General features: G+C 32.7%; 28 protein-coding genes. 10 read left to right on the top strand and 18 right to left on the bottom strand.

Annotated elements, in window-relative coordinates; genetic code table 11:
• The first annotated feature begins 80 nt into the window (after positions 1–80).
• Entirely contained in the window at positions 81–1,181 is a 1,101-nt protein-coding gene (gene ispG / locus ACX6U0_RS10320) for a flavodoxin-dependent (E)-4-hydroxy-3-methylbut-2-enyl-diphosphate synthase (protein ID WP_087998913.1), read from the top strand.
• A gap of 55 nt (positions 1,182–1,236) precedes the next feature.
• Here the strand turns inward: ispG and ACX6U0_RS10315 are convergent, their stop codons facing one another.
• The 4 genes from ACX6U0_RS10315 to ACX6U0_RS10300 form a co-directional block, all read right to left on the bottom strand.
• Positions 1,237–2,310, bottom strand: coding sequence for a sulfate/molybdate ABC transporter ATP-binding protein (locus ACX6U0_RS10315; RefSeq protein WP_464959860.1), 1,074 nt, complete (start codon positions 2,308–2,310; stop codon positions 1,237–1,239).
• An 11-nt stretch (positions 2,311–2,321) separates the two neighbouring features.
• A complete protein-coding gene (cysW, locus tag ACX6U0_RS10310; protein WP_464959859.1) occupies positions 2,322–3,197 on the bottom strand; it encodes a sulfate ABC transporter permease subunit CysW in 876 nt (291 codons plus the stop codon).
• A gap of 4 nt (positions 3,198–3,201) precedes the next feature.
• A complete protein-coding gene (gene cysT / locus ACX6U0_RS10305; protein ID WP_464959858.1) occupies positions 3,202–4,038 on the bottom strand; it encodes a sulfate ABC transporter permease subunit CysT in 837 nt (278 codons plus the stop codon).
• 144 nt (positions 4,039–4,182) lie between these two features.
• Positions 4,183–5,229 (bottom strand): sulfate ABC transporter substrate-binding protein, encoded by a 1,047-nt coding sequence (locus tag ACX6U0_RS10300; protein WP_464959857.1) that lies wholly within the window; start codon positions 5,227–5,229, stop codon positions 4,183–4,185.
• Between the two features lie 310 nt (positions 5,230–5,539).
• Here ACX6U0_RS10300 and ACX6U0_RS10295 point away from each other — a divergent pair, with 310 nt between their 5' ends.
• Together ACX6U0_RS10295 and ACX6U0_RS10290 are read left to right on the top strand one after the other, a co-directional pair.
• Positions 5,540–6,346, top strand: a complete 807-nt coding sequence (locus ACX6U0_RS10295; protein ID WP_464959856.1) for an arylamine N-acetyltransferase family protein — start codon at positions 5,540–5,542, stop codon at positions 6,344–6,346.
• Positions 6,347–6,450: 104 nt separating this feature from the next.
• Complete coding sequence (locus ACX6U0_RS10290; protein ID WP_464959855.1) at positions 6,451–6,585, top strand: hypothetical protein; 135 nt, start codon at positions 6,451–6,453, stop codon at positions 6,583–6,585.
• 43 nt (positions 6,586–6,628) lie between these two features.
• Here ACX6U0_RS10290 and ACX6U0_RS10285 read toward each other — a convergent pair whose 3' ends face one another.
• Together ACX6U0_RS10285 and ACX6U0_RS10280 are read right to left on the bottom strand one after the other, a co-directional pair.
• Positions 6,629–7,069: a hypothetical protein gene (locus ACX6U0_RS10285; protein WP_464959854.1), complete on the bottom strand. Its 441-nt coding sequence runs from the start codon at positions 7,067–7,069 to the stop codon at positions 6,629–6,631.
• Between the two features lie 80 nt (positions 7,070–7,149).
• Positions 7,150–8,775 carry a M20/M25/M40 family metallo-hydrolase gene (locus ACX6U0_RS10280; protein ID WP_464959853.1) on the bottom strand — a complete coding sequence of 542 codons (1,626 nt, stop codon included), beginning with the start codon at positions 8,773–8,775 and terminating at the stop codon, positions 7,150–7,152.
• A 333-nt stretch (positions 8,776–9,108) separates the two neighbouring features.
• Between ACX6U0_RS10280 and ACX6U0_RS10275 the strand changes: the two genes are divergently transcribed.
• The gene (locus tag ACX6U0_RS10275; RefSeq protein ID WP_464959852.1) at positions 9,109–9,321 is read left to right on the top strand and encodes a hypothetical protein; all 213 of its coding nucleotides are present in this window, start codon (positions 9,109–9,111) and stop codon (positions 9,319–9,321) included.
• Positions 9,322–9,412: 91 nt separating this feature from the next.
• Here ACX6U0_RS10275 and ACX6U0_RS10270 read toward each other — a convergent pair whose 3' ends face one another.
• The 3 genes from ACX6U0_RS10270 to ACX6U0_RS10260 all read right to left on the bottom strand — a co-directional run bounded on the left by ACX6U0_RS10270 (position 9,413) and on the right by ACX6U0_RS10260 (position 11,108).
• Complete coding sequence (locus tag ACX6U0_RS10270) at positions 9,413–9,796, bottom strand: hypothetical protein (RefSeq protein ID WP_464959851.1); 384 nt, start codon at positions 9,794–9,796, stop codon at positions 9,413–9,415.
• 183 nt (positions 9,797–9,979) lie between these two features.
• Complete coding sequence (locus ACX6U0_RS10265; RefSeq protein ID WP_464959850.1) at positions 9,980–10,450, bottom strand: CarD family transcriptional regulator; 471 nt, start codon at positions 10,448–10,450, stop codon at positions 9,980–9,982.
• Between the two features lie 202 nt (positions 10,451–10,652).
• On the bottom strand, positions 10,653–11,108 hold the full coding sequence (locus ACX6U0_RS10260; protein WP_464959849.1) for a hypothetical protein: 456 nt from the start codon (positions 11,106–11,108) through the stop codon (positions 10,653–10,655).
• A gap of 276 nt (positions 11,109–11,384) precedes the next feature.
• Between ACX6U0_RS10260 and ACX6U0_RS10255 the strand changes: the two genes are divergently transcribed.
• Positions 11,385–11,801: a VOC family protein gene (locus ACX6U0_RS10255; protein ID WP_464959848.1), complete on the top strand. Its 417-nt coding sequence runs from the start codon at positions 11,385–11,387 to the stop codon at positions 11,799–11,801.
• Between the two features lie 192 nt (positions 11,802–11,993).
• On the opposite strand, the gene ACX6U0_RS10250 is transcribed toward ACX6U0_RS10255, so the two are convergent.
• The 3 genes from ACX6U0_RS10250 to ACX6U0_RS10240 are packed head-to-tail and all read right to left on the bottom strand — an operon-like array spanning position 11,994 to position 14,033.
• On the bottom strand, positions 11,994–12,410 hold the full coding sequence (locus tag ACX6U0_RS10250) for a Fur family transcriptional regulator (protein ID WP_464959847.1): 417 nt from the start codon (positions 12,408–12,410) through the stop codon (positions 11,994–11,996).
• 13 nt (positions 12,411–12,423) lie between these two features.
• A complete protein-coding gene (locus ACX6U0_RS10245; RefSeq protein ID WP_464959846.1) occupies positions 12,424–13,254 on the bottom strand; it encodes a metal ABC transporter permease in 831 nt (276 codons plus the stop codon).
• Complete coding sequence (locus ACX6U0_RS10240) at positions 13,251–14,033, bottom strand: metal ABC transporter ATP-binding protein (protein WP_464959845.1); 783 nt, start codon at positions 14,031–14,033, stop codon at positions 13,251–13,253. Before ACX6U0_RS10240 ends, ACX6U0_RS10245 begins: the two co-directional genes overlap by 4 nt.
• Positions 14,034–14,435: 402 nt before the next feature.
• Here ACX6U0_RS10240 and ACX6U0_RS10235 point away from each other — a divergent pair, with 402 nt between their 5' ends.
• The 3 genes from ACX6U0_RS10235 to ACX6U0_RS10225 all read left to right on the top strand — a co-directional run bounded on the left by ACX6U0_RS10235 (position 14,436) and on the right by ACX6U0_RS10225 (position 16,029).
• Complete coding sequence (locus ACX6U0_RS10235; RefSeq protein ID WP_464959844.1) at positions 14,436–15,224, top strand: YitT family protein; 789 nt, start codon at positions 14,436–14,438, stop codon at positions 15,222–15,224.
• A gap of 142 nt (positions 15,225–15,366) precedes the next feature.
• A complete protein-coding gene (locus ACX6U0_RS10230) occupies positions 15,367–15,618 on the top strand; it encodes a DUF2624 domain-containing protein (RefSeq protein ID WP_464959843.1) in 252 nt (83 codons plus the stop codon).
• 111 nt (positions 15,619–15,729) lie between these two features.
• Positions 15,730–16,029 carry a hypothetical protein gene (locus ACX6U0_RS10225; protein WP_464959842.1) on the top strand — a complete coding sequence of 100 codons (300 nt, stop codon included), beginning with the start codon at positions 15,730–15,732 and terminating at the stop codon, positions 16,027–16,029.
• A 163-nt stretch (positions 16,030–16,192) separates the two neighbouring features.
• On the opposite strand, the gene ACX6U0_RS10220 is transcribed toward ACX6U0_RS10225, so the two are convergent.
• The 4 genes from ACX6U0_RS10220 to ACX6U0_RS10205 form a co-directional block, all read right to left on the bottom strand.
• Positions 16,193–16,444, bottom strand: a complete 252-nt coding sequence (locus tag ACX6U0_RS10220; protein ID WP_464959841.1) for a hypothetical protein — start codon at positions 16,442–16,444, stop codon at positions 16,193–16,195.
• A gap of 211 nt (positions 16,445–16,655) precedes the next feature.
• On the bottom strand, positions 16,656–16,997 hold the full coding sequence (locus ACX6U0_RS10215) for a hypothetical protein (RefSeq protein WP_464959840.1): 342 nt from the start codon (positions 16,995–16,997) through the stop codon (positions 16,656–16,658).
• 170 nt (positions 16,998–17,167) lie between these two features.
• The gene (locus tag ACX6U0_RS10210) at positions 17,168–18,061 is read right to left on the bottom strand and encodes a deoxyribonuclease IV (protein WP_464959839.1); all 894 of its coding nucleotides are present in this window, start codon (positions 18,059–18,061) and stop codon (positions 17,168–17,170) included.
• Positions 18,062–18,649: 588 nt separating this feature from the next.
• Positions 18,650–19,957, bottom strand: a complete 1,308-nt coding sequence (locus ACX6U0_RS10205) for a DEAD/DEAH box helicase (protein WP_464959838.1) — start codon at positions 19,955–19,957, stop codon at positions 18,650–18,652.
• Between the two features lie 228 nt (positions 19,958–20,185).
• Between ACX6U0_RS10205 and vrrA the strand changes: the two genes are divergently transcribed.
• Complete coding sequence (vrrA, locus tag ACX6U0_RS10200; RefSeq protein WP_464959837.1) at positions 20,186–20,965, top strand: VrrA/YqfQ family protein; 780 nt, start codon at positions 20,186–20,188, stop codon at positions 20,963–20,965.
• Positions 20,966–21,048: 83 nt separating this feature from the next.
• Positions 21,049–21,993: a 4-hydroxy-3-methylbut-2-enyl diphosphate reductase gene (locus ACX6U0_RS10195; protein WP_464959836.1), complete on the top strand. Its 945-nt coding sequence runs from the start codon at positions 21,049–21,051 to the stop codon at positions 21,991–21,993.
• Between the two features lie 34 nt (positions 21,994–22,027).
• On the opposite strand, the gene ACX6U0_RS10190 is transcribed toward ACX6U0_RS10195, so the two are convergent.
• Together ACX6U0_RS10190 and ACX6U0_RS10185 are read right to left on the bottom strand one after the other, a co-directional pair.
• On the bottom strand, positions 22,028–23,146 hold the full coding sequence (locus tag ACX6U0_RS10190) for a Nif3-like dinuclear metal center hexameric protein (RefSeq protein ID WP_464959835.1): 1,119 nt from the start codon (positions 23,144–23,146) through the stop codon (positions 22,028–22,030).
• Entirely contained in the window at positions 23,143–23,850 is a 708-nt protein-coding gene (locus ACX6U0_RS10185) for a tRNA (adenine(22)-N(1))-methyltransferase (protein ID WP_464959834.1), read from the bottom strand. The genes ACX6U0_RS10190 and ACX6U0_RS10185 overlap by 4 nt, the downstream gene beginning before the upstream one ends.
• Positions 23,851–23,956: the final 106 nt, after the last annotated feature.

The following is a 23,956-nucleotide window of genomic DNA, read 5'->3' as shown; positions in this document are numbered from 1 at the left end:
ATCATGAAGAAAATATGATAATGTATAGTTGTACACAAACACAAAATGAAATTAGTTATTTTTGAAGGAGCGAGTTACTCGTGAATGAACTTACACATAGAAGTAAAACACGTGCAGTAAAAGTTGGTAATGTAGTTGTTGGTGGTGCAAATGAGATTTCGATACAAAGTATGTGTACTACAAAAACACATGATGTTGAAGCAACAGTTGCTGAAATTAAACGTTTAGAAGAAGCAGGTTGTCAAATTGTTCGAGTTGCGGTACCAGATGAACGAGCTGCAAACGCAATTGCTGATATTAAAAAACAAATTAATATACCACTTGTAGCTGATATCCACTTCGATTACAAATTAGCTTTAAAAGCAATTGAAGGCGGAATAGATAAAATAAGAATTAATCCAGGTAATATTGGTCGAAGAGAAAAAGTTGAAGCAGTTGTTAACGCTGCTAAAGCAAAAGGTATTCCAATTCGAATCGGTGTAAATGCTGGTTCTTTAGAGAAACGTATTTTAGATAAATACGGTTATCCAACAGCTGATGGAATGGTTGAAAGTGCATTACATCATATTAAAATTTTAGAAGATCTTGATTTCCATGACATTATCGTTTCAATGAAAGCCTCTGATGTTAACTTGGCGATTGAAGCATATGAAAAAGCAGCTAAAGCATTTAGCTACCCTCTTCATTTAGGTATTACTGAATCTGGCACACTATTCTCTGGAACAGTGAAAAGTGCAGCAGGTCTTGGTGCAATTATCAGCAAAGGGATCGGTAATACAATGCGTATTTCTTTAAGCGCAGACCCAGTTGAGGAAATAAAAGTTGCTCGTGAACTGTTAAAATCATTTGGTTTATCATCAAATGCAGCAACATTAATTTCTTGTCCAACATGTGGACGTATTGAAATTGACTTAATTAGTATTGCAAATGAAGTTGAAGAATATATTTCTACACTAAAAGTACCAATTAAAGTTGCAGTTCTAGGCTGTGCAGTTAATGGTCCTGGTGAAGCACGTGAAGCTGATATCGGGATTGCAGGTGCTCGTAAAGAAGGTTTACTGTTCCGACATGGTGAAATTGTTCGAAAAGTGCCTGAAGCAACAATGGTTGAAGAATTAAAAATAGAAATCGATAAAATTGCTGCTGAAAAACTGGCAGAGCTAGAAGCAGCAAAAAATTAAGTAAATTGAACAACAAAAAACATACAAAACTTTCATGTTTTGTATGTTTTTTCTTTTAGATTGAATAGTCTTGCGGTATAAATACTTTTAATTCATTTGGACGTACAAAAACTCTTTCACCTAACTCAAGATTTAATTTGAAAAATAACTCATTCATTAATTCCACTTCCACATATTCTTTTGTATCTTCCCTTAAAACTTCAACATAAACAATCGGACCAACTGCATGTATATGTGTCACAATTGCACTAATTGAGGTTTGGTTCGTCTCAAATTTTTCGATCGTAATTTGATGTGGTCTGACGTATCCAGTCACTTCTTTATGGTCATCACCCTCTAATTCAGGTAATGGTATTTCTAAACCGCCACTGATTAAATTTCCTTTTTGAACCCTTCCGTGGAATAGATTTACCTTCCCTAAAAAGTCATATACAAATGGCGTTGCTGGGGAATGATATACTTCTTCAGGTGTTCCAACTTGCTCAATCTTCCCATTATTCATAATAACAACCCGATCCGCTACTTCAAGCGCTTCTTCCTGATCATGTGTAACGAATATACTGGTAACTTGTATGTCATCATGAAGCTTTCTCAACCATCTTCTTAAATCTTTTCGTACTTTTGCATCTAAAGCTCCGAATGGTTCATCCAACAGAAGCACAGTTGGCTCAACGGCAAGTGCACGTGCTAACGCAACTCTTTGCCTTTGTCCACCTGATAATTGTGAAGGATACCGTTTGGAAAAGCTTTCAAGCTTTACTAGACTTAACAATTCCATTACCTTCTCTGCAATTTCACGTTTCTTAGGTCTAGTCGATTTAGGTCTTACGTTTAGCCCAAATGCAATATTATCAAATACCGTCATATGCTGAAAAAGAGCATAATGTTGAAAAACAAAGCCAACGTTTCTTTCTTTTACTTGAAGCTGACCAACATCTTGATCCTCAAATAAAATACTACCTTGATCAGGATTTTCTAAACCTGCAATTATTCTTAACAATGTTGTTTTTCCTGACCCTGAAGGACCTAATAACGCAACTAGCTCACCTTTTTTCACATCTAAATCGATTTGTTTTAAAGCAGATTCATTTTCATAGTTTTTTATTACATTCGATACTTTAATTGACATTCGATCCACTCCTACTGTTTTGCTTCTTTATGTGTTTTCCATTCAATGATATTTTTAATAAGCAATGTAAGTATTGCAAAGATGGACATTAAAGACGCCACTGTATATGCTTCAGCGAAATGATACTCATTGTATAAGTTTTCAATATGTAGCGGCATCGTAATTGTTTCACCCCTAATATGGCCAGATACAACTGAAACTGCACCAAATTCCCCTACCGCTCTGGCATTACAAAGAATAACACCGTATAATAAACCCCACTTAATTTTTGGAAGTGTCACCTTCCAAAAGGTTTGCCAGCCGTTTGCTCCTAATGTCAACGCAGCCTCTTCTTCTGAACTACCTGTTGCTTGCATTAAAGCAATTAGTTCTTTTGCGACAAAAGGAAGGGTTACAAAGATCGTTGCAAGTACAATACCCGGCGTTGAAAAAATGATTTTCAAATTATGTTCTTTAAGCCATTCACCGAAAACACCATGGTTTGGACTAAATAATAAAACAAAAAGTAAGCCAGCAACGACTGGAGAAACTGCAAATGGTAATTCAATAAATGTTAGTAATAAGTTTTTCCCTTTAAAATGAAACTTCGTTGTTGCCCATGCGATCGCAACCCCAAACACTGCATTAAGAGGTACTGTAATGATCGTCACGATAAAAGTTAATTTAATCGCAGCTATTGTGTCTGCGTTAATTACTGCTTCTTTGTATACTTCAAACCCTTCATTTAGAGCTTTTATAAAAATTGAAATCAAAGGTAGAAATAGAAATAATGATAAAAATAAAATGACAATTCCAATTAAAATGAACTGAAGGAGATTCCCTTTTTTTATCTTTTTGTCCGAAGATTTTAAGATTGTTGCTTTTTCAATTTCTATATTCCCTTGCATCCAATCAATTCCCCCCTTCAACATTAACTGCTCTATTGGCATATCTCTGGAAAATGCTAATAATGAATAAAAGGATAAATGAAATGACTAATAAAACAACAGCGAGAGCAGTTGCACCTGCATAATCATACTGTTCTAATTTTGTCATAATTAATAAAGGGGTAATCTCGGTTTTCATTGGCATATTACCTGATATAAATACGACCGAACCATATTCGCCTAAAGATCTAGCAAACGCTAAAGAAAACCCAGTTAGTAAAGCTGGTAAAATCCCTGGAAAAATAACCTTCCAAAAAATTTGAAATCGATTTGCGCCAAGACTAGCTGCCGCCTCCTCTACCTCACTTTGAAAATTTTCTAATACAGGCTGAACCATTCTCACAACAAACGGCAATCCGATAAATGTTAACGCAATGATAATACCAAGTGGCGTATAGGCAATTTTAAACGATACAAATTTCCCAATCCACCCTTCCTGAGAGTATAAAGTCGTTAATGTAATACCTGCTACTGCAGTTGGTAAAGCAAAAGGCAAATCAATAAAAGCATCCACAATTCTTTTGCCTGGAAAACGATAACGGACAAGTACCCATGCCACTAATAAGCCAAAAACTGCATTGATGATGGCTGCAATGAACGCAGTACCAAAACTTACTTTATAACTTGCTATAACTCGTGGATCTGTAACTATCTCAATAAACTTTGACCAACCAATGTCAAGTGTATTTAAAAACAACATTGAGATTGGTAGTAAAATAAAAAAACTAATATAGAAAATAGAAAATCCAAAGGTTAATCCGAAACCAGGCAGGACTCTATTTTTTTTACTAAATAATGTCAATGTAAGCCATACCTCCTAAAAATAAAAAAATGAAATAAAGAAAACTCGAATTTGACTAGGAGCAATAGCTTCATCAAATTCGGAGCATTCTTTATTTTTGAATTCTACTAAACTTTTATGAATCTTATAAAAGATATTATTGGTTTATTGATAGATTTGATCAAAAACGCCACCGTCGCTAAAATGAGTTGTTTGTGCTTTTTTCCAGCCTCCAAAATCCTTGTCGATTGTTAATAATGGTATCGTCGGATATTCATCACTGTATTTTGTAAGAATTTCTTGATTTCTTGGTCGATAATAATTGTCTGCAATGATTTGTTGTCCTTCATCACTATATAGATAATTCAAATAACCTTCTGCAACTTTCTTTGTATCATCGTCTTTAATATTCTTATCAACAATAGCCACTGGTGGTTCTGCTAAAATACTAATTGAAGGGTATACAATTTCATACTTCCCTTCTCCTAACTCCTTAACTGAAAGTAAAGCTTCATTCTCCCAAGCTATTAAAACATCTCCAATTCCTTTTTCAACGAATGTTGTAGTAGAACCACGCGCACCAGTATCTAGAACAGGTACATTTTTATATAATTTTGAAATGAAATCCTTTACCTTCTTTTCGTCCCCATTAAATTTCTTTTCCGCAAATCCCCAAGCAGCTAAGTAATTCCATCTCGCACCACCTGATGTTTTCGGATTAGGCGTAATCACTTCAATCCCTTTCTTTGTTAAGTCGTCCCAATCTTTAATATTTTTTGGATTGTCTTTCCTTACTAAAAAAACAATCGTTGAAGTATACGGTGTAGAATTATAAGCAAATTCACTTTGCCAATCTGGAGAAATCAATTCTGCCTGTTCATTAATGGAATCAATATCATACCCAAGTGCCAATGAAACCACATCAGCATCTAATCCATCTATTACAGCTCTAGCTTGTTTTCCAGAACCCCCATGTGATTGTTTAATCGTTACTGTTTGATCGTGTTCCTCTTTCCATTTTTGACTAAACGATTTATTAATCTCTTCATAAAGTTCGCGAGTTGGATCATATGATACATTTAATAACTCAATGTCTTTTGAATCTGCAGTAGTATTTACTGCTTTTTTATCATCTTTTATTGTTGCATATAAAATGCCTGCAATAACGACTACCGCTACTGTTGAACTGATTAACCATTTTTTTGCGCTCATAATTTTCTCCTCTCAAGTTCCAGTACTATTTAATGTCGTTGAACCTTCTTGATTTTCAACACATATCAATCTCCCCTTTTAAGGCGCAAATGCAAAAAGACCCTTAACTATATTGAATAGTTAAGGGCCTTTGGTCTTCCAATCAGCCATATATTTATTTAATAGCTTAATCATAAACAGAGTATTCCTATGTGTCAACTGTGTTTTTAGATTATTAAAAATTTTTTTCTTTTTACAACATTTCATTTCTAAGTCATTGTATACTCTATATAATTTATCATTAAACAACTTGTTCGTGAGGAGGTAGGAAATGGATATTGAAAAATATTTCAAGCACATCGGTATATTAAAACCAACATCAATTTCATTTGAAGCATTGAAAGAAATTCATAAGCATCATTTACTAACAGTTCCATTTGAAAATCTTGATATTATAAATGGTGTACCACTTAGTATGGAGCCTTCTTTTATAATGAACAAGATTATTCATAACAATCGCGGTGGAATTTGTTTTGAAACGAATACTTTACTAGCCACCATCTTACTTGATTTAGGATTCAACGTACAAACTGTTTCTGCAAAATTTTGGAATGATGAAAAACAAGAATGGAATCCTGACTTTTCACATCTTGCACTAGTTATTAGGATTGAAGGTAACATGTATTTAGCTGATGTAGGAGTTGGTGGAGGATTTTTGGAACCAATTTTATTAGAACATCACCATGAATACTCTGACTCAAACGGCGCTTATCGTGTAATCAACATAACGGATACTACATATATACTACAAAAACTAGAGGAATCAAATTGGATGGATTTACTATTCATCTCTACCGAATGTAAACAATTACATCAATTTGAAGAGCAATTTTTATATTATCAAACTAGTAACGAAACCATTTTTACAAAAAATAAAATTGTTAATCGTTTAACAAATGACGGACGAATCACTTTATCAGATCATCAATTTAAAATAACGAAAAATCATATTGTAACGATTACAGAATTTGAATCTGAGGAAGAGTGGCTCAAAATATACAATGACATTTTCCAACCATCAAAGACATGTAGAAATGATTCTTCACTCGGTGAAGTAACCAATATTCAATTAAAATAAAACCAATTTCGACCAACTTACATATTAACTATACAATGGCTAATACTTGAGTAAAAATTTACTTTATGAAGCATATTAAAGTTAAAATTGTAAGGAGGATGGCAATGAACGAAGAAAGAAACAATAAACCATTTATAAATGAAAGAAGAGAAGATGAAATAAGTACAACTAATGAAGCTTCTAAAAATAATAACACACCAACACCCAACCCTAAGGATTATGAAGAAATAGAATATTGATCAAAAAAAACCTTCAATACGAAGGTTTTTTTTACGCTTATACCTATTCTACTTTTAATACAAATGCATAATATGCATCACCATTAGCGATATTTTGTCTATTTTCATCCATCCACCAGGCACTAAAAGCATAATAATAAATTCCTTTTTCTTTAGGTGCAGAGAATAGATATTTTTTAATTTTTACGCTTTTTTCGGCTCCTTCATTGAAAACTGTCAGACTATATTCATCAGGCTTCAAATTGGATTTTACTCTAATCTCAATTTTTTCATTTTGGTGGACTAGAATCGGTTTTTCACCATCTAAAAGTTCAATTGCTCCAGCTGTATCTACACATTTATGGCTCATTAAACCTTTCCAACAATATGTCCCTAGTTTCGTATCATACATGTGATCACCAACAAATATTTTCAATTTCGGTGGCTTCCCTGTGACGTAAGAGATATTAGAATAACAGACATAGATTAAAAGTATCGCAACCATTATCATACTCACCATTAGTCTCTTATTCAAAATAACACCAACTTTCACATTTAGAACATTATATGATTTCTATCTCAACTTTAATCTTTTATGTGCAATAACTGTTTACTAATATTACATATCATTTCTTCTACAATCATTGGCACTTCCACAAAAGCACTTCTCATATGTAACCGCTCTGTCCGTTTATGTGCATCTTTTCCGAATGGACCAATATTCAAAACTGGTGTATTCAAACTCTTCATGATGTCAAAAGGTAATGTATAAGACTCACCCCATACTGGTGTATTCATCTCAAATGATGTCCAACCTTCATGTGAATCCGAATAATTTACATAGCTCAAATCACAAATTCCATTAAAATAGTGAATTCTTTTTACTGTTAAATCACATTTTTCTAATGCTTTTTCAGTTACGAAATCAATACATTGTTCAACCAGTTCATTCCCAGTAGAATTTACTGCCGGATAATAAGGTGGAGCAAATAAAATAATAATTGTCGGTGCTAGTTCTTGACATTGAATCATCAATTTATCGGCAATCCGAAATGATTTCTCACGATCATCCCATTCATCATGACTTTGAACTTCTTTTTTTATGTTATCAACATACTCTGTGCCATACTTATTTGTGGCATAAGTCAGTAACTCACTATATCTTGTAACGCTTACTTTTCCAATCGGTTTTACATTATGTATTTTACATACTTTTCCATATTCTTCATTACATTCATTCGCTGCTTCGATGGAAATTTGTTCAAATAAATCCATAATTTCAGCTGCATTTCGCTTCATTAAAAATACATTGTAAAGTGCAGCTGTCCTATATGGCGTTTGCGTAGAATATTCTAATTTCAAATCTTTTTGCTGTAATGTAACTGGCAATGGTGTGTGTTCACCAAAGGAAGTTTCTTGAAATTTCAAATTCCACTCCATTTTTTTTGTTAAAAACGATGCAATATATGGTGAAGTTAAACCACTTAGAGGCTCACCCGCATGAGTTTCCTTTCCATAAAAAAGAGCAGCAGGCATGATTTTCCCAATTGTTCCTGAATATATGTAATATTTCGGATCACCTGGTTCTTGTGAAAATACAGGTTCACCATTTAGAAACAACTTATATTCTAGACCGTATTCCTCTTTCATTGAATGGAGTGTTGTAACAGCAGATCGCATTCCAGAAGAATTCACTTCTTCATCTGGAACCGTTAAAAGAAGCAAGTTAATTGGCCAATTTTCTACTGTCGCTTTCTCAACGAGACTCATATGCATAGCCAGTCCCATTTTCATATCCATCGTTCCACGACCAAATAAATATTCACCAGACATTAAATCGTTTTGAACCTCGTCGGTAAATTCATTTAACTGATTGACGAAAACCTTTGTTAATTCTTCTGGTTCGGTTGCTAATGATTCAAAATCACCATATTCTTCAGTGTTTACTGTGTCAAAATGACTGATTAAACAAATTGTTTCCTTTGCATTTGGATGCTTATACAAAGCCGTTACATATTTTCGTCCTAAATCTGTGTCATGAAGGGAAAGATTCTCAGGAAATTTTTGAAAATAATCCAATTCAAATAATAATTCTTCAAGCTTAAATGAAAATTGTCGCTCTCCCTCAGACAACGTCATACTTTTCCAGCTTACTAGCTTAATGAGTAAATTTTTCAAGTCCTCAGGTGTTCCCCATTTTAAGTTGTTCATAACAATTCCCCCTCTAATGTTACTGCAATTTTGTCTACAATTCTTTTATTTTATACAATCAAATTGAATAGAAATATGATTGATAAAAGAAGATGTCAAATTAACTGATTTCTTTTATATTTTAATGTCCAGTTAGTATTGTTTTACTTTCTAGAGATAGATAGAAAAACCCTCTTATTGTGGTTTTTTATTGTCATTTCATAAGCTACTAATTTAACAGATCTATTCATTTCAAATTTTTCATTTGTCATTAAATCAAAGTAATGCACTTGTAAAGATAGAGGTAAACAGCTTCTATATGTCGAATTTGTATGACAGAAGGGAGATGAAGAAATGAGCAAAATGATTCTATTGAAAAACCTTCGCAATGCTACTAGAGGAAACTTTTTTTCAATCAGTATTGATTGTTCCATGAGGGAAGAAGAAACGAAAATTCAAGAATATGCCAAAGAATTAGAACAAGAAGGATTAATTAAACTAAAGGAATGTAAACAATTAGATAGCGCTATTTTTCTAAGCGGAATATTAAAATATGCATCCAATTAATTGGGTGTTTTTTTATTTTTAGTTTGATCTATATATACTCACAAAAAAAACCTTACTTTTATGAAAGTAAAGTTTCGTAATTTTATATACATTAATCAATTTCTGTAATGCGATAAATATTATGTCCTTCGTTAAATGGTAGTTCTTCAATTAAAAAAGTTTTTTCATGTAGTCTTTTTTCAACCAAATCTTCGTACTGAAATGATTGTTGAACACCATCAACTTCTAGGTTTTCATCGTCTTTATTAATATCTTCTTGAACTTGTTTTGCAGTTGGGTTTTCTCCCCCAGCAAGAAGGATCCAAGTAAAGTTATCTTTTAAATGTTGATATATAGCATGTTTTTTATAGTGATTATGATTTAACCCAAATGCTTTAAATAGCTTTTTATGACTTTCAGATGACAGCCTTATATTGTTGTCCTTATCTTTATTTAAGAGACTACCATAATTGTGAATGTAAACTTGTATATTCAATAACAATCCCACCTTTATTTTTTTGAATCTTACTAATTATGTCTATTTCGGTTACAGGTTTTGTTTCGTTATTGGAAAAGAAATTTAATCTATAATAGCTTTTGAAATGTAATGGAGGAACAAGTGCATAGGTATTTTGAGGAAAAAGTATCATTTAAATGACCAAATAAGAAATTCTTCTATTTAATTCTGTATTAATAATTCTTTTGCCTGAGTTTCAGTAATCCCCTTAATTAGCCCAAGTTCACTGATCAGGATTTTTTTAGCATTTTCTAACATTTGCTTTTCACTTGAGTTAAGTGATTTTTGTTTATCTATTCGCATCAAATCACGTACAACCTCTGAGCCATCTTTCATACTACCAGTTCTCATTTTCTCAGTGTTCACTTTAAATCTTTCCTTATATGGAAGAGACATATCAGATTGTCCATTATGAAAATTTTGTAATACATCCTCGAGTGTTTGTGAATTGACTACTAAACGGATTTTAGATTGATCCATTCTAGAAATTGGAATCATTACCTCCATCTTCTTAATCAGCAATCTGATGACAAAATATTGTTGTACATTACCTTGAATTTCTTTTTCAATAATGGATTCAATAACGCCTGCTCCTTGCATTGGATAAACAATATTATCGCCAATTTCAAACATTATAGTACACCCCCATAAATTACAACTCAATCAAGCATAACACGAATTAAAAATTTGTCAAATTTAATATTTTATCAAAACGAAAGTGTTTTTGTCAATTACTTTTGTGTTTTTTTATAAATATACGTTTTATTCTGTACATCAGTTGTTAATGACAAAAAAACATTATCTCATCTATAAGATAATGTTCCTTAATGTTAAATCACAATTCGCCAAGATTAATATTATACACAATAAAAGTACATACAATAATCATGCCGATACATAACAACAAAATAAATCCAGATAATTTTGCTAAACCCTTTTCTTCCTTTACGATTGCAACAACTCCAGCAATTAGACTTGCTATTAAACTTATATAGTATGTGTATAATGCAATAACTTCAATTAAATAAATTGTATGAATTGAAAAGGCAAAGATTGCCCCTATTATGCTAATTATTACAAGGAAATATGCCAGTTTTCCTATTTTTTGGCTAAATTGTATCACACCCTTTGTAACAATCACTAGACAAAGGATTAAACTGATAAAAAATGTACCCACACTTATTTTTTGAAATACATTAGGAAGTGGATCAGAGAATAAGCCAATATAGGAAAGAAAAATAATACAAAATAATAGTAATACATATCTTCTATATTTTTTGAGTTTATCCATTAACCCCATCCTCCTAGGCTAAGTATCTTTCTCATAAATCTTTTAGCCTTAAAGCATACTATTCAACAATGGTTGAATTTCTCCTTTATGATTGATAGGTGTGATTTCGACAAGAACAAAGGTTCTTGTATTTTGTCGAACCATTATTACCTAACCGATATTTACAAACGTACGTTCTTATTTTATAATAGATTTGTGGATAGTAAGTTGATGTGAAAACGATTCAGATAAACTGTTAAGCTAATATAAAAATTCATATTCAAGGAGCTAAATATAATGACCGTTAAATTAATCCCTTATTTAATTATGGATGGTAATGCACAGGAAGCAATTAAGTTTTACGAAGAAACGTTAGACGCTCAAATTCAATTTAGTCAAACTTATGGAGATTTTGCTGATACTCCTGAAACTGCTAATTCAAAAGACCTGATTATGCACGCTTGTATTCAAATTGGTGAATCATTCCTAATGTTATCTGATACATTCCCAGGATCTCCTCATCAAATTGGAAATCAAGTTACAATCTGTATTTCTACAAGTGAAATCGAAAAATCAAGACATATTTTTGAAGGTTTATCTCAAGGCGGGCAAGTAGAATTACCGCTCCAAGATATGGGATTTAGCCCTGCATATGGCAAAGTTGTAGACAAATTTGGTGTATTATTCCAAGTTTTCACTGAAGGTAATCAATAATACACGCACGGTAATAAATGTTTTATTAAAATCTTGAATCCGTTTTTCCATCCTTTTATGTATCCCAATTTATGAAGCAAGTATTATACCTTACATACAATAAAAGAAAAAAGCTCTGTCTTATGACAGAGCTTTTCTTGATTCATACTAGTTTGAGACTAAAAATGAAAAGAGTACAATAAAAGTACTCTTTTAATTACAATCCGGACATAGTCCATAAATTTCAAATTTATGACTTTGGACTTTATAACCAGGTAAGTCAAAGTCAACTGGTATATTTTCCATCGGACAACCATGAATACTTTTCGTATTCCCACAGTCTAAACAGATAAAATGATGGTGGTGCTCAGCAGAAGCGCACTTTGATCTAAATCGCTTCTCTCCGTCCAATTCAGTTACTTCCACTACATCAACATCTACAAAGGTAGTTAAATTACGATAAATTGTATCAAAACTAAGTCCTTTGTATTTATCTTTTAATGCAAGTTGAATATCTCTTGCCGTTACATATTTATTTTGTCTAAAAATATATTCAAGCATATCATATCGTTTAGGAGTATTTTTATAGCCTCGATCTTTTAATAATTTTGATGCATCTGCTAATTTCATTTCATCACTACCTTTATCTCGTTCTTAATTTCTTCCAACCTAACGTAAAAATAAGAATAAGTATTTGCAGGATCACAATTGTACCACCCGGCGCTAAATTTAAAAAATATGATAGGAATATTCCTGCAACAACCGAAAGTTCACCAAAAATAATTGAATAGATGATTGTTTGTTTAAACCCTTTTGCAATACGAATGCTGGCTGCAACTGGTAATGTCATAAGTGATGAGACTAATAAAACTCCTACCACTCTCATGGATACTGAAACTACTAAGGCCACTAATAGAATAAATAAATAGTGAATCCATTTTGCATTTATACCTGATGCAACAGCGTATTCTTCATCAAATGATAATAAGAACAATTCTTTATAAAGTACGATAATTGATATGACCACAAATATTGCAATGATTACGACAGTCATTAAGTCTTGCCCAGAGACTGCACTTACACTTCCAAATAAGAAACTAAATAAATCCGTATTAAACCCATTTGCTAACGAAATTAGTATTACGCCTAATCCCATACCACCAGAAAGAATGATCGGAATAGCAAGTTCTTGATAATGTCTATAAACACTTCTTAATTTTTCTATTAAGAATGCACCTGCGACTGAAAAAGTCATCCCCATAAATAATGGACTCATAAATCCACTTGAAAAGAAATATTTTTCTAGTAATAAGCTTGCTGCAACACCTGATAAAGTCACATGGCTTAACGCATCAGAAATTAATGATAATCTTCTAAAAACAACAAACACTCCAAGTAATGGAGCCATAATTCCGATAATCATTCCTGTAAGTAATGTATTACGTAAAAAATCATATTGGAAAAAATCCATCATATGCTATCTCTCCCCTCTTCATGTTCGTGGTTATGAGATAGTAGATGTACTGAATGACCATACAAAATCGATAGATCTTTTTCAGTAGCATCCTTAAATTTTTCTCGGCTTCCGTGGAAATGAAGTTTTTTATTTAAACAGGCAACATGTGAAACTTTATCAGTAATAATACCAATATCATGAGAGACTAATAATAATGTGATACCTAATTTTGTGTTTAAATCACTTAGTAATTCATAGAAACTCTCTACATTTTCCGCATCAACACCAACAGTCGGTTCATCAAGAATTAGTAATTCAGGATTACTTACTAAAGCTCTAGCGATAAAAACACGTTGTTGTTGCCCACCAGAAAGCTCACCAATATTTCGATTTGCAAATTCATTCATCCCTACAGATTTTAATGCATCTGTAACCTTTTGTTTATCTGAGTTTTTAAAGCCATTAAATAGACCTAGCTTTTTTACAAGCCCCAGTGAAACGACTTCAAATACAGATGCAGGAAATCCCGAATTAAAGCTATTTGCCTTTTGTGAGACATAGCCAATCTTTTCCCAATTCTTCATTTTACGAATATCATTGCCAAACAACTCAATGCTCCCATGATTAGGCTGTTGGATTCCAAGAATACATTTAAGTAAAGTGGACTTTCCACTTCCGTTAGGTCCGACTAACCCTAAGAAGTCTCCTTTTTTTACTAGAACATTTATGTCCTTTAAAACATTTTGACGATCATAGCTATAAGATAAATCTTCTATTTTTATTATATTTTGACTCATTTATACACCTTCATCTATTTAGGAATAATTACGTTTTGTAGTTCAATTTCTTAGTATAAGAGATTCCTTCATATTTGTAAACAAAGAAACATTCGCATGTTCCATTCTTTCTTTCAAACACTTTTTTTTACTTTTTTTTGAAACTTTCTAAGGAATAAAATTGTAATTTTTCATTAATTTTTCATTAGAAAAACACCCTAAAACTTATGTTTATTTTAATATAATTTCAAAAAAACCTTTATTTATAAGGCTTTTCACTTTGTGACTAATAATACATATGTTACAATTAATCTATAAATCTATAGATAAAGAGGTGGTTTTTTGAACGCAGTCACACATCGAAGGCTTTCAAATTTCAAGATTTTTAAACGGGGGTTTTTTATTACACTAGGAGCTGCTCTTATGGCAGTCTGCTTAAAAGCATTTTTTATTCCAACTGATATTATTGATGGCGGAATTGTAGGTATCTCTTTGATCCTCTCACATATTACTTCGATTAATCTCGGTATCTTTCTATTCATCTTAAATTTACCTTTTGTACTAGTAGGATATAAACAAATAGGTAAAACATTTGCAATTTCAACATTATTTGGAATTAGTTTATTATCAGTATTTACTACATTATTTAAAGACATTCCTCACTTAACATCAGACCCTCTATTAGCTTCTTTATTTGGTGGTCTTGGGTTAGGTATCGGTGTTGGTTTAGTTATCCGATATGGTGGTTCACTTGATGGCACTGAAATCATCGGAATTCTTCTATCAAAATCAACTCCATTTTCTATCGGTGAAGTTGTCATGGCATTTAACGTATTCATACTTGGTAGTGCAGGTTTCGTTTTTGGATGGGACAATGCTATGTACTCTCTAATCGCTTATTATGTTGCTTTTAAGACAATTGATCTTACAATTGAGGGCTTCCAAGATACAAAGTCTGTATGGATTATTAGTGATAATGATAAAGAAATTGGTGATGCATTAAATGCACGATTAGGCCGAGGTGTTACGTATTTCCACGGTGAAGGTGGTTTTATGGGCGAAGATAAAAAAATTATTTTCACAGTCATTTCTCGATTAGAAGAAGCAAAATTAAAATCAATCGTAGAAGATTTTGATGAAAATGCTTTTGTAGCAATAGGTAATATCGCTGACGTTAAAGGCGGTAAATTTAAAAAGAAAGCAATTCACTAATTAAAAGAGCTTGAGTTCATAATGAATTCAAGCTTTTTTTCTATTTTAATAGCTACTAAAATCAATTTCAGGGTTCATTAAATAGAGATTCTCCTCATAAAATGAATGGATGAATATAACACCAACCTAGAGGAGGATCATGATGAATATTATTCAGACAATCATTAATAAAAAAGTTAATAGTATTACACCTAAAGAATTATTAAAATTAAGTCAGCAATATCAAGTATCAATTACGCCAGATCAAGCGGAAAAAGTGGCTTCTTTATTAAATGGTAAAAATGTAAATATTTATGACCTTACCCAAAGAAAACAACTTCTAGCTCAAATCGCTAATGTAACTTCACCACAAACAGCGAAGCAGATTGATTCGATTTTTCAAAAATTAACTTAAGTAAAGTTAATATGTTGATTAAAAACCTCTAATTAACAACTCTACTCATTTCGTATCTCATATAATTCTCTTACATCAATTTAATTTCAAAACGAAATGAGAGGGATTAAGATGGATTTACGTGAACTACATTATGAGATTATGTATTTAGATAAGAACACACAAGATGAGGTCAAATATAATCATACCTTTCATTTGGATGATTTAAGTCATGACCTAGCCTTGTCAATTGCAAGTAGTTTAATCGAACGTGACAAAGCTCATGTAGTTTATATTAAATTATTATTTTTAGATGATCAAAACGAAGAGCATATAAATAATGTAGTTACGGTAAAAAGAAAAAAAGATGGCAAAATTATTGCCTCACATTTAGATAGTAAATTGAAGAAAATAATTGAAACTGAGCTTTAAATAGAAAAACATAAGACCATTTTAGGTCTTATGTTTTTCTTTGTCACTTCTCACAAAAAAAATCGTTCATAACACTTTAAAAGGGTTTTTGATTATACCTAAAATTAATTTGAGAACCTTTTTAATAGAATCAAATGACATTCATTATAAACTGACAATTATCTTACTTGGCAGTTAAATTTTGAATCACTACTTGTCCAAATTTAGAAGGCATCTTGTTGATAATAAATTTTTGACTATCTTTATTTGGCATTGGAACAGTTACGATCTTATGTTTACTGTCCATCTTAATTTGTTTAACTATTTTTTCATTCCCAAAGTTTTGGTGTTTCACATTCATAAATAGATTCAATGAAATTATACATAGACACATAAAAGCAGTACCTGCTAATACAAATAAATATTTTCCTTTCATCATAACACCCCTATTTATTAGTAAGCTTGTCCTATTCATATGCAAAATAAAATAAATAGATAACCAACATCTATTAAAAATAATAGATTCGGGTCAGATTTCCCTGAAGTGTGATATCCCTTTTAGTAGATACATTGAGGAATTTAGTCTATTACAGAAAAATAGTCACCCTATTTTGGATGACCACGAGTCAACGAATAAATTTTCATGTTTATTTTTTCAGATATCGATTTCGATTTAATTCTTCATTTTTAATTTCTTTCAATACATATTCGAATCGATTGATATGATTGTTTTTATTCACAATATATATAAATGGTAATGAAAGAAAAGTTGAACTAAATAATAAAATTGACAATCCAATCCTATGATTCCCAATGGCAATCATTGAAGTTGTTAAAAAAATGACACTCGACGAATATAATGAGAAACGAATTCGCTTGATGTTTCTGATATGTCTGTTTTTTTCCTCAGTAATAAATAAGGCGATTTCGTCGAATGAACTCATGTGCTTAATTTTCCCAAGGAATACGTATGGATTTTTTAATTCCAAAGTCTTCACTCCTTGTTATGTGTTTTACCTCGTGTTCATGTTAGAAGAACACTTTATATTATTTATATACTTCCTTTATCGACTGATTATATCTTTTAAATATATTCTTTCTGAATTTAATTTTTAAAAGTTCATAAAAAAGCCCCAACATAAAAAGTTGGGGCTAATGATTATGAATTTAAAAGTTGTTGAATTAGATTTTCATTAAATTCTTTATTTCGTAACATTTCAATTTCCAATTTATATGGTGCTACTTTATTATTTTTATCTTCACCTACATACGGTGTTTCCAAAATCTTAGGAATTTCCGTTAATTGTGGATGGTGAACAATATAATTTAATGCATCAAAACCGATAGTACCAAAGCCAATATTCTCATGACGGTCTTTTCGACTACCAGCTGGATTTTTACTGTCATTAATGTGAAGTACTTTTAATTTATCAATACCGACTAATTGGTCAAACTGTTGAAGTACACCATCAAAGTCATTTACAATATCATATCCTGCGTCATTAATATGACATGTATCAAAGCAAACAGATAATTTATCGCTATAGTGTACTCCTTCCATAATTCTTGCAATTTCTTCAAATGATTTACCGCATTCGGAACCTTTTCCTGCCATCGTTTCAAGTGCGATCTGAACCGGTGTATCAGACGTTAAAACTTCATTTAAACCTTGAATAATACGCTCAATACCTGCATCTTCTCCAGCGCCTACATGAGCACCAGGGTGTAAAACAATTTGTTTTGCCCCTAAAGCTGCAGTTCGATCAATTTCTTTTTGTAGGAATTCTACACCAAGTTCATATGTTGCCGGATTTGTTGTATTACCAATATTAATAATATATGGTGCATGAACAACAATATCTGCTATTCCATTTTCAGCCATATGCTTTAATCCTGCTTCAATATTTAAATCCTCTATCTTTTTACGTCTTGTATTTTGAGGTGCACCAGTGTATACCATAAAAGTATTTGCACCATAACTTGCTGCTTCTTCACTTGCTGCTAAAAACATCTTTTTCCCGCTCATTGACACATGAGATCCAATACGTAACATACTTGTCCACTCCTAGCTTTTCTTCATACATTCCATTGTAACACGATGATTCAAAAATGAAAAAAGAGAGGCTTTACAATTGCCTCTCTTCATTCATATAGTCTATTTCTAGGTTTCGGTTACTGATTTTCTTACGTTCAAAAGACAAAGACAAATTTAATTTGTTTTCTCTTATGCTTGTCGGAGCTAAGCAGTCGCCTCCGCTTTTCTTTTTGTCTAGCTTCGGCTCCTAACTCCTCGAGTCATAAACCAATGCCCAATAAAGGTTAAAGAACAACCTTTACCGGTCCTCGTCTTATGCTTGTCGGAGCTAAGCAGTCGCCTCCGCTTTTCTTAATTGTCTAGTTCCACAAGCTAGCTCTTCGGTAATATTCCATTAATCTTTGAAGTGGAAAACCACCACTTCTTCAGATTAATGGAGATATTCCTCTCAGAGCTAAACGCGCTTGTTCCACTTTTCTTATTGTCTAGCTTCAACTCCTAACTCCTCGAGTCATAAGCCAATGCCCAATAAAGGTTAAAGAACAACCTTTACCGGTCCTCGTCTTATGCTTGTCGGAGCTAAGCAGTCGCCTCCGCTTTTCTTAATTACCTACTAGTTTTTTTCTTAACTCGTTGTTTGAATGTTTCACGTTGTTCGTTTAGTTTTCGTTTGTAGCCTGGTTTTACTTTTGATGGTTTTTTGATTGCTTTTGTTGCAACAGCATCTAGGCTACGGTCTGTTCTCTTGCGTAGTTTACGTTTCGCACGTGGTCCTAGGTCAACCCATTCGCCATTTTTTAGTTCGCGATGTTCGAATGAAATACCGCGTTCTTGTAGTTTATCTAGTGCTTGCTCATCTTCTTGGTCATAAATTGTAATTGCTGTACCAGAGTAATTTGCACGACCTGTACGTCCTACACGGTGTACATAGAAATCTAAGTCTGAAGGCAATTCAATATTAATAACATGACTTACGCCTTCAATATCAATTCCACGAGATGCTAAGTCAGTTGCGACAATGTATTGGAATTCTAAGTCTTGAATTTGTTTCATCATTTTTTTACGTTCACGTGGACTTAAATCTCCATGAATTTGGCCGACCTTTAGCCCATATGATGATAATTGAGATGCAACTTCTTCAGCTTTTTTCTTTGTGTTCGTAAAAATAATTGCTAAATAAGGTTGGAAACTATTTAAAATGTCTTTTGCCATTCTAACTTTGTCTTTATGGCGACTCGGAACGATAATGTGCTCGATTTGCTGAGCAGATAGTTGTTTCGGATTAATATGAATATGCTCAGGGTTTTCCATGTATTTTTTCATAAATGGTTTTAGTTTTTCAGGAATTGTCGCTGAAAATACTAGCATTTGTAAATTCTTAGGCATTTTTGATGCAACTTGGTCAACGTCATGGATAAATCCCATATCTAACATTAAATCCGCTTCATCAACTACTAAGTATTTAGATGTATGCACTAATAGTACATTGTCATTAACTAGATCTTTTATTCGACCTGTTGTACCAACCACAATATGAGGTTGTTTCTTTAATTTTTCAACCGTACGTTTGTAATCTGTTCCACCTACAAAATTCTTTGCAGTTAACTTAGCATCTTCTGGACAACATTCAATAATAGATTGAATATCTTTATAAATTTGTGTTGCCAATTCACGCGTTGGAGCAGTAATTACTAATTGCACTTGGTCAATTGATGGGTCAAGTGTATTAATTGTTGGAATTAAATAAGCGTGCGTTTTCCCAGATCCTGTTTGTGATTGTCCGATAATACTACGTCCAGTTTTTACTTGGGGAATAATCTTTTGTTGAATTTCTGTTGGACCTGTAAAATGTTTCTTTTCTATTGCTTCCATAATAAATGGTTTTAATTGATAATCTTTAAATGATACTGCCATATAATTCACCTTCTTAATTTGGACTTTCTTAGTTATATAGGAAACAATTTCCTAGTTCGAAATAGCTACAATTATCTATTATACAATAGTTTCACATGGAATAGCTAATTTTTCTTACATCTTCTTATTTATTATGATTATAATTTTTAGACTGTCCTATACTAACCATTTTTAAAGTAGTGCATAGCCTAAGTAATAAAATGCTTTTTGAAAGGAGGTTTGTTAGTAATGGGATTACTTGATAAATTTAAGAAAAAAAATCAACAGGGGCAAAATATGTACGGACCGAATCCTTTTAATGGCTATCATCAGCCTAACCCTAATATACAAAATCCATACGGTATGAGACCGCAATATCAACAATATCCAAATTTTCAACAACCACCACAGCAACATCATTATCAACAAAACTATATTCAATCAGGGCAACCGTCCCATCCTCAAGATCAAGGATATTTTCAACAACCAAAACCAGTTCAACCTCAATTAAATGCATATCAACAATATGTAAATCAAAATAAATTGCTACAATCAGTGCCATTTCAAAACCAACCCGTTATTCAGTCACACCATAGCAATATGTTTCAACAACAACAACAACAACAACCAGCACAAAGTCAATACCCCATGACGGGGCAGCCACCAAATAGACAAGAAGATGGTAACACAGGATTTTTATCGCGAGTATTAGGTGGCGACACATCCATTACTGGTATCATCGGCAACATGCAAAGAGCTGTTCAGACTGCACAACAAGTCACGCCTATGATTCAACAATACGGACCAATTGTAAAAAATCTACCATCTTTATATAAGATTTTTAAAGAAGTAAATATAGATGATCCACAAGAAACGAAAAAAGCTTCTAAAAAGGAAAATACTGTTCAAACACCTATAAAAGAAAAAAGAAGTAGAAAAAAGACAATCAATAATGATGATAGTGAATTGATGCAAATCCAAGAAAGAAATGTCTTAAATGATTCTCCAAAACCAAAATTGTTTATGTAAAAAGACAATTTCCTTTGAATAGTTCTATCTCCCTCCTTTATAATAAAAAATGTACAACAATATAATAAAGGAGGGGCTACTCCATGAAAGTTATAAAAGTTACCCCACGAGGCTATTGCTACGGAGTTGTAGATGCAATGGTAATTGCTAGAAATGCTGCAAAGGATCCATCATTACCTAGACCAATTTATATTCTTGGAATGATCGTTCATAATAAACATGTCACTGATGCATTTGAAGAAGAAGGAATCATCACATTAGACGGGCCAAGTCGTTTAGATATACTTGATAAAATTGATAAAGGAACTGTCATTTTCACTGCTCATGGTGTGTCACCGGAAGTAAAGTCCAGAGCTATAAAAAAAGGACTGACGACAATTGATGCAACTTGTCCTGACGTAACAAAAACACATGATTTAATTAAAGATAGAATGGCTGAAGGTTATCACTTTATTTACATCGGTAAAAAAGGACATCCCGAGCCAGAGGGTGCTGTTGGTATTGCACCAGATATCGTTCACTTAATACAAAATAAATCAGATATTGATGAACTGAATATTCCTACTGAAAAAATCATCATCACGAATCAAACGACAATGAGTCAGTGGGATGTAGTAGATTTAATTCAATATGCAATTAAAAAATATCCAACTGCTCATGTTCATAAAGAAATTTGCATGGCAACACAAGTACGCCAAGAAGCAATCGCTGACCGCGCTGGGGAAGCCGATCTAACAATCGTAGTTGGTGACCCTATGAGTAATAACTCAAATCGACTTGCACAGGTATCTCATGAAATCGCAGGTACAAAAGCATACCGAATTTCAGATCTTACTGAGCTTCAATTAAAATGGTTAGATGGAATTGAAACAGTCGCTGTTACTTCTGGCGCTTCTACTCCAACACCAATTACACGAGAAGTCATTGCCTTCCTAGAACGTTATGATCCAAAAGACGAAAGCACATGGGACATCACTTCAAACGTAGAGTTAAATCGTATTCTTCCTAAAGTAAGAATAAAAGAATAATAAAAACTCGCCTTTTACCGGGCGAGTTTTTTCTTTAAATGAATACAAAAGGATCAGTATTTATTTTGGAAGCAACAATTTCGCATGTTAGATTGCTTTCAATTAGTTTCTTGTCTAATAATTTTTTGACGCCTTCTTTCATCACTTTTTCAATATTATGACCAGCGTCAACGATATTTAAATTTTCCATCTTCCAATCTTGTGCTACATGATAATAAATATCTCCACTTACATATACATCTGCACCATGTCGTTTGGCATGGAATGCAAATTTATTACCATCCCCACCAACAATTGCAACCTTCTTGATTTTATCTCCTAATTTACCTACAACACGAACACCTTTTAAATCCAATTTCTCTTTAACAAAGTGAGCAAATTCCTCTAAAGTACATTCTTCCTTCAACGTACCTATTCTTCCAATTCCATAAGTTTTACCTTCATTTAGTAACGTCATCGTATCGTATGCTACTTCCTCGTACGGATGAGCATTTAACATAGCTTTCATAACCTTTTTCAGAATTGCTTCAGGTACAATTGACTCAATTTTAACTTCCTCTACCTTCTCTAATTGTCCTTGTTGACCAATAAAAGGCTTCGTGTCAGCTAATGGTAAAAATGTTCCCGTCCCCTCCGCATTAAACGTACAGTGACTATAATTTCCTATGTGACCTGCTCCTGCATCACAAATTGCATTACGGACATCCTCCGCGTGCGATTTAGGTACATATACAACCAACTTCACTAATTTTTCTACATATGTAGGTGCAAGCACACGGGTATTTTCTAATTGCAATGCCTCAGCAAGGAAATCACTAACGCCAACTTCTGCAATATCAACATTTGTGTGTGCAGCAAAAACAGCTATATCATGCTTAATACATAATTCAATTATTTTGCCTGCTTCACCATCAGTTACAATTTTCTTTAATGGGCGATAAATAATTGGATGATGTGCAATAATCAAATTCGCTCCAATCGAAATTGCTTCTTCTACAACTTCTTTTGTAACATCTAAGGCAATTAATGCTTTATTTACTTGATTTGATAAAGTACCAATTTGAAGACCGTTTGGGTCCCCTTCCTCAGCAAGATGCTTTGGAAAAAGAACCTCAAACTGTTGAACCAATTGATAGCCATTCACAGATTTCATAAAAGCACCTCATCTATCCATTCAATTTTTTGATTTATTTCTTTTATTTTTTGAATAGATTCTTCAGTTTGTTTTGCTGATTGTAATTGTAAAAGAATTCGTTCAAAGTTTTTACGCTCATGATTCCACTTTTTCTTAAAAGCCTCATTTTGATTGTGCATTAAATGCGGTCCGATAAACATCTCTTTATTCTTTGAATCAGAATAAGGTTTATATGTACTTGATTTCGATGCAACTAATATTTCATATATTTTCGTATCTTCTTCCAATATATCTTCTTCAATTAAAGAATAACCTTCCTGATCTAACCAATTTCTGACTTGATGTGCTCCAATGTTTGGTTGCAATACTAGCGTTTCTACACCTGCAAGCTTTTCTTTCCCTTTTTCAAGGATACTTGCAATCAATGAACCGCCCATTCCGGCAATCGTAATAACGTCTACTTCATTAGGTGTCAAAACATCTAATCCATCTCCCAATCTAGCTTCAACGATTCCTTCTAAACCACTTTGACGAATTGTTGAACGTGCTGAATTAAAAGGACCTTCTGTTATTTCACCTACAATCGCCGATGTACATCTTTTATTTAGAACAGCATAACAAGGTAAATAGGCATGATCTGACCCAATATCAGCTAATTTAGTACCTTCTGGGATATAATCAAAAACTCTTTTTAATCGCATTGATAAATTTACTTCATTCATAACAAAATCACCATTTCATATTATTTTCATGACAATATTTTACACTAAATTATGTAAGAATCCTAATATTGAACAAATAAAAATGACCTCTCCATATAGAAAAGGT

Source organism: Gottfriedia sp. ABJ_BB2_2 (assembly GCF_055484705.1).
This window is presented reverse-complemented; position numbering and strand designations above follow the sequence as displayed.

Coding starts and splice junctions, on each gene's coding strand:
- ACX6U0_RS10315 (WP_464959860.1), bottom strand. CDS start 2,310: ATGTCAATTAAAGTATCGAATGTAATAAAAAACTATGAAAATGAATCT.
- cysW (WP_464959859.1), bottom strand. CDS start 3,197: ATGCAAGGGAATATAGAAATTGAAAAAGCAACAATCTTAAAATCTTCG.
- ACX6U0_RS10300 (WP_464959857.1), bottom strand. CDS start 5,229: ATGAGCGCAAAAAAATGGTTAATCAGTTCAACAGTAGCGGTAGTCGTT.
- ACX6U0_RS10295 (WP_464959856.1), top strand. CDS start 5,540: ATGGATATTGAAAAATATTTCAAGCACATCGGTATATTAAAACCAACA.
- ACX6U0_RS10290 (WP_464959855.1), top strand. CDS start 6,451: ATGAACGAAGAAAGAAACAATAAACCATTTATAAATGAAAGAAGAGAA.
- ACX6U0_RS10285 (WP_464959854.1), bottom strand. CDS start 7,069: ATGGTTGCGATACTTTTAATCTATGTCTGTTATTCTAATATCTCTTAC.
- ACX6U0_RS10280 (WP_464959853.1), bottom strand. CDS start 8,775: ATGAACAACTTAAAATGGGGAACACCTGAGGACTTGAAAAATTTACTC.
- ACX6U0_RS10275 (WP_464959852.1), top strand. CDS start 9,109: ATGAGCAAAATGATTCTATTGAAAAACCTTCGCAATGCTACTAGAGGA.
- ACX6U0_RS10265 (WP_464959850.1), bottom strand. CDS start 10,450: ATGTTTGAAATTGGCGATAATATTGTTTATCCAATGCAAGGAGCAGGC.
- ACX6U0_RS10260 (WP_464959849.1), bottom strand. CDS start 11,108: ATGGATAAACTCAAAAAATATAGAAGATATGTATTACTATTATTTTGT.
- ACX6U0_RS10255 (WP_464959848.1), top strand. CDS start 11,385: ATGACCGTTAAATTAATCCCTTATTTAATTATGGATGGTAATGCACAG.
- ACX6U0_RS10250 (WP_464959847.1), bottom strand. CDS start 12,410: ATGAAATTAGCAGATGCATCAAAATTATTAAAAGATCGAGGCTATAAA.
- ACX6U0_RS10245 (WP_464959846.1), bottom strand. CDS start 13,254: ATGATGGATTTTTTCCAATATGATTTTTTACGTAATACATTACTTACA.
- ACX6U0_RS10240 (WP_464959845.1), bottom strand. CDS start 14,033: ATGAGTCAAAATATAATAAAAATAGAAGATTTATCTTATAGCTATGAT.
- ACX6U0_RS10235 (WP_464959844.1), top strand. CDS start 14,436: ATGGCAGTCTGCTTAAAAGCATTTTTTATTCCAACTGATATTATTGAT.
- ACX6U0_RS10230 (WP_464959843.1), top strand. CDS start 15,367: ATGAATATTATTCAGACAATCATTAATAAAAAAGTTAATAGTATTACA.
- ACX6U0_RS10225 (WP_464959842.1), top strand. CDS start 15,730: ATGGATTTACGTGAACTACATTATGAGATTATGTATTTAGATAAGAAC.
- ACX6U0_RS10220 (WP_464959841.1), bottom strand. CDS start 16,444: ATGAAAGGAAAATATTTATTTGTATTAGCAGGTACTGCTTTTATGTGT.
- ACX6U0_RS10210 (WP_464959839.1), bottom strand. CDS start 18,061: ATGTTACGTATTGGATCTCATGTGTCAATGAGCGGGAAAAAGATGTTT.
- ACX6U0_RS10205 (WP_464959838.1), bottom strand. CDS start 19,957: ATGGCAGTATCATTTAAAGATTATCAATTAAAACCATTTATTATGGAA.
- vrrA (WP_464959837.1), top strand. CDS start 20,186: ATGGGATTACTTGATAAATTTAAGAAAAAAAATCAACAGGGGCAAAAT.
- ACX6U0_RS10195 (WP_464959836.1), top strand. CDS start 21,049: ATGAAAGTTATAAAAGTTACCCCACGAGGCTATTGCTACGGAGTTGTA.
- ACX6U0_RS10190 (WP_464959835.1), bottom strand. CDS start 23,146: ATGAAATCTGTGAATGGCTATCAATTGGTTCAACAGTTTGAGGTTCTT.
- ACX6U0_RS10185 (WP_464959834.1), bottom strand. CDS start 23,850: ATGAATGAAGTAAATTTATCAATGCGATTAAAAAGAGTTTTTGATTAT.